At 69.2% G+C, this 4163-nt stretch carries 3 protein-coding genes and 1 pseudogene; all 4 read left to right on the top strand.

The annotated features are described in order from the left end of the window. A partial coding sequence (locus tag D180_RS14620) for a tryptophan 7-halogenase (protein ID WP_043091033.1) occupies positions 1-628 on the top strand: 628 nt, incomplete at its 5' end. Between the two features lie 54 nt (positions 629-682). Further along, positions 683-2185, top strand: coding sequence for a xylulokinase (xylB, locus tag D180_RS14615; protein ID WP_043091032.1), 1503 nt, complete (start codon positions 683-685; stop codon positions 2183-2185). Between the two features lie 44 nt (positions 2186-2229). Further along, complete coding sequence (gene xylA, locus D180_RS14610) at positions 2230-3564, top strand: xylose isomerase (protein WP_017913382.1); 1335 nt, start codon at positions 2230-2232, stop codon at positions 3562-3564. A gap of 143 nt (positions 3565-3707) precedes the next feature. Further along, positions 3708-4163 (top strand): annotated as a pseudogene (locus tag D180_RS14605) (glycoside hydrolase family 3 N-terminal domain-containing protein); the annotation flags it as partial.

Raw genomic sequence — 4163 nt, 5'->3', positions numbered from 1 at the left:
CCCCCCCCCCCCGCCGCTGCGCGACCCGTGGCTGGTGCCGTTCCGCAGCGGGCGCAGGTTGCAGGCCTGGAACAAAAACGTGGTGGCGCTGGGCCTGGCCAGCGGCTTCATCGAGCCGCTGGAATCGACCAGCATCCACCTGACCATCAGCGCGGTGGTGCGCTTGATCCAGTTGTTTCCTCACGACGGCATCAGCCCGGCGCTGGTGGAGCTGTACAACACGGTCAGCCGCCAGGAGATGGAGCACGTGCGCGACTTCATCATCCTGCACTACCACGCCACCCAGCGCGACGAGCCGATGTGGAAGGCGTGCCGCGAGATGGCGCTGCCCGAGTCGCTGGCGATCCGGCTGCGCGCCTGGCGCGAGCGGGCGCACGCCTGGCAGGACCCGGGCGAACTGTTCCGCGTGGACTCCTGGACCAGCGTGTTGCTGGGGCAGGGCATCCAGCCGGGACCGCCGCATCCGCTGGCCGCCGCCATCGGCGATGCCGACCTGCGCACGCTGCTGACGCGGATCCGGCAGCCGCTGCAGCAGGCCAGCGCGGCGATGCCGTCGCAGGCGGAGTTCATCGAACGCTACTGCAAGGCGACCCCGGACGTCTGGCAGCGGAGCGTATCCCTGGCGTAACGGCACACACGCTGTCGTCCAAAAATGATAGCGCTAACGAAAAGGCGGTACGACGTGGAAGAAAGGGAACTGGTAGCCGGAATCGATGCGGGAACGCAGAGCCTGAAGGTCGTGGTCTACGACCCGGTCGGGCGCAGCGTCGTGGCCAGCAGCAGTGCGCCGCTGGATCTGGATGCCGCCGCCGATGGCAGCCGTGAACAAAACCCGGCCGACTGGGTCGGGGCCCTGCAGGTCTGCTTCCAGGCCATCGATCCGTCCCTGCGCTCGCGCCTCGGCGCGTTGGCGGTGTCGGGCCAGCAGCATGGCTTCGTCCCGGTCGATGCGGCAGGCGAGGTGCTGGCACCGGCCAAGCTGTGGTGCGACACCAGCACCGCGGCCGAGTGCGCGCAGATCATGGACGCAGTCGGCGGCGCGGCGCGCACCATCGCACTGGCGGGCAATCCGATCCTCACCGGCTACACCGCCTCCAAGCTGCCCTGGACCAAGACGCATCGACCCGACGCCTATGCACGGCTCGCCACCATTCTGCTGCCGCACGACTACCTCAACTTCGTGCTGACCGGCCAGCGCTTCTGCGAATACGGCGATGCGTCGGGCACGGGCTGGCTGGACGTGCGCACGCGCACCTGGTCGACCGAGCTGCTGCGTGCCACCGATCCGCAGCGCGACCTGGCGGACTGCCTGCCGCGCTTCGCCGCGCCGGATGCCTTGTTCGACATCGCCCCGGCCGCGGCCAGGCTGTTCGGCCTGCCGACGACGCTGAAGGTCGCCGTCGGCGGCGGCGACAACATGATGGCGGCCATCGGCACCGGTTGCGTCGTGCCCGGTCGCCTGGCGATGAGCCTGGGCACCTCGGGCACCCTGTTCGCCTACTCCGACACGCCGGTGGTCGATCCGGACGGTGCGTGGGCCGCGTTCTGCTCGTCGACCGGCGGCTGGCTGCCGCTGATCTGCACGATGAACTGCACCGTGGCGACCGAACAGGTCGCCGCCGCATTCGGCTTCAGCACCCGCGACGGCGATGCGCATCTGCACGCCACCGCGCCCGGTGCCGACGGCCTGGTGATGCTGCCGTTCCTCAATGGCGAGCGCACGCCGGACCTGCCGTTGGGCAAGGGCCTGCTGGCGGGCCTGGACACGGCCAACATGACCCCGGCCCACCTCTATCGCGCGGCGATGGAAGGGGCGACCTACAGCCTGAAGTACGGCTTCGACGCCTTCGTGCGTGCCGGCATGCACTTCGAGCGCATCGTGCTGACCGGCGGCGGCAGCAACAGCGGCGCGTGGCGGCAACTGGTGGCCGATGTGTTCGGCCTGCCGGTGGACGTGCCCGCGCAGCCGGAAGGCGCGGCGTTCGGTGCGGCCTTGCAGGCGCTGTGGGCCATCGGCCTGGCACGCGGCGATGCCGCCTCGATCGCCGATATCGCGCAGCGGCACGTGGCGGTGGATCCGCAACGGTCCGCCCGCCCGGATCCGGCGCGCACCCAGGCCTATGCCGCGGCCTATGCGCGCTTTCTGCGCCACCTCGACACCTGCCTGCCGCTGTTCCGCGGCTGATTGCCCGTTTCGCACGCCCTCCCACCACGACAGGAACCCGCACCATGCACACCCAGCCTTTCATCGGCGCCAAGGAATACTTCCCCGGCATCGGCCGCATCCCCTTCGAAGGCCGCGGCTCGGACAACCCGCTGGCCTTCAAGGTCTACGACGCGAACAAGGTCGTCGGCGGCAAGACCATGCAGGATCACCTGCGCTTTGCAGTCTGCTACTGGCACACCTTCTGCAACGCAGGGCAGGATCCGTTCGGCCCGGGCACGCGCCATTTCCCGTGGGAGGTCGGCGCGCCGATGGCCAGCGCCGAGGCGAAAGTGGATGCGGCGTTCGAGTTCTTCACCAAGCTCGGCGTGCCGTACTGGTGCTTCCACGACATCGACCTGGCGCCGGACGCCGACGATGCCGGGCAGTACGAGAAGAACCTCAAGCACATGGTGGGCCTGGCCAAGGCGCGCCAGGACGCGACCGGCATGAAGCTGCTGTGGGGCACGGCCAATCTGTTCTCGCATCCGCGCTACATGAACGGCGCCGCGACCAATCCCGATTTCGCCGTGGTGGCGCGCGCCGCGGTGCAGGTGAAGGCGGCGCTGGAGGCGACGGTGGAACTGGGCGGCGAACACTACGTGTTCTGGGGCGGCCGCGAAGGCTACGCCTCGCTGGTCAACACGCAGATGAAGCGCGAACTCGAGCACTTCGCGCGCTTCCTCAGCATGGCGCGCGACTACGGCCGCAGCATTGGCCTGAAGGGCAACTTCCTGATCGAGCCCAAGCCGATGGAGCCGATGAAGCACCAGTACGACTTCGACAGCGCGACGGTGGCGGGCTTCCTGAAGGCGCATGGCCTGGACAAGGATTTCAAGCTCAACATCGAGGCCAACCACGCCACGCTGTCCGGCCACACCTTCGAACACGACCTGCAGGTGGCCTCCGACCACGGCCTGCTGGGCAGCATCGATGCCAACCGCGGCAATGCGCAGAACGGCTGGGATACCGACCAGTTCCCCACCGATCTGTACGACACCGTCGGCGCCATGCTGGTGGTGCTGCGCCAGGGCGGCCTGGAAGGCGGCCTGAACTTCGACGCCAAGGTGCGCCGCGAATCGACCGAGCTGGACGATCTGTTCATTGCCCACATCGGCGGCATGGACGCCTTCGCCCGCGGGCTGGAAGTCGCCCATGCGTTGCTCAACGATTCGCCGTGGGAGCGCTGGCGCCAGGAGCGCTATGCCAGCTTCGACAGCGGCGCCGGCGAGCAGTTCGCGCGCGGTGCGCTCGGCCTCGCCGAGCTGGCCGCACTGGGCGCGAAGGGCGGCGAGCCGCGGCAGATCAGCGGCCGCCAGGAGCGCTACGAGAACCTGATCAACCAGTACCTGCTGCGCTGAGCGCAGCGGCAAGGAGCAGCGCCGTGACCGACACCGATTCCACCCGCCACAGCGGCGCGTTGCTGGCCGCGCTGCTGCTGGCGCTCGCCGTGTGCAAGGGCGACGTCCAGGCCGCGGCGCCCGCTCGCGCGGAGGCCAGCCCCTGGCCCAGCGTGCGCTGGCCGCTGCCCGAGGATCCCGCGCTGGAACAGCGCCTCACCGCGCTGATCGCCACCATGACGGTGGAGGAGAAGGTCGGCCAACTCGTGCAGGGCGATATCGGCAGCCTCACCCCGGAGGACGTGCGCACCTATCGGTTGGGGTCGATCCTGGCCGGCGGCAATTCCGATCCCGGCGGCCGCTACGATGCCGCACCGGCCGAATGGCTGGCGCTGGCCGATGCGTTCTATGCGGCGTCGATGGACACGTCGCACGGCGGCAAGGCGATTCCGGTGCTGTTCGGCATCGATGCGGTGCACGGGCAGAGCAACATCGTCGGCGCCACCCTGTTCCCGCACAACATCGGCCTGGGCGCGACCCGCAATCCGGCGCTGCTGCGCCGGATCGGCGAAATCACCGCGCTGGAAACGCGCGCCACCGGCATGGAGTGGACCTTTGCG

Source organism: Xanthomonas sp. SHU 166 (genome assembly GCF_000364685.1).
Taxonomy (GTDB): Bacteria; Pseudomonadota; Gammaproteobacteria; order Xanthomonadales; family Xanthomonadaceae; genus Xanthomonas_A; species Xanthomonas_A sontii.
The sequence above is the reverse complement of the archived record's forward strand: the minus strand, read 5'-3'. Positions and strand labels throughout refer to the sequence as shown.

Bases quoted from the DNA above. Each gene is read 5' to 3' on its own strand.
- xylA (WP_017913382.1), top strand. From the start codon at position 2,230: ATGCACACCCAGCCTTTCATCGGCGCCAAGGAATACTTCCCCGGCATC.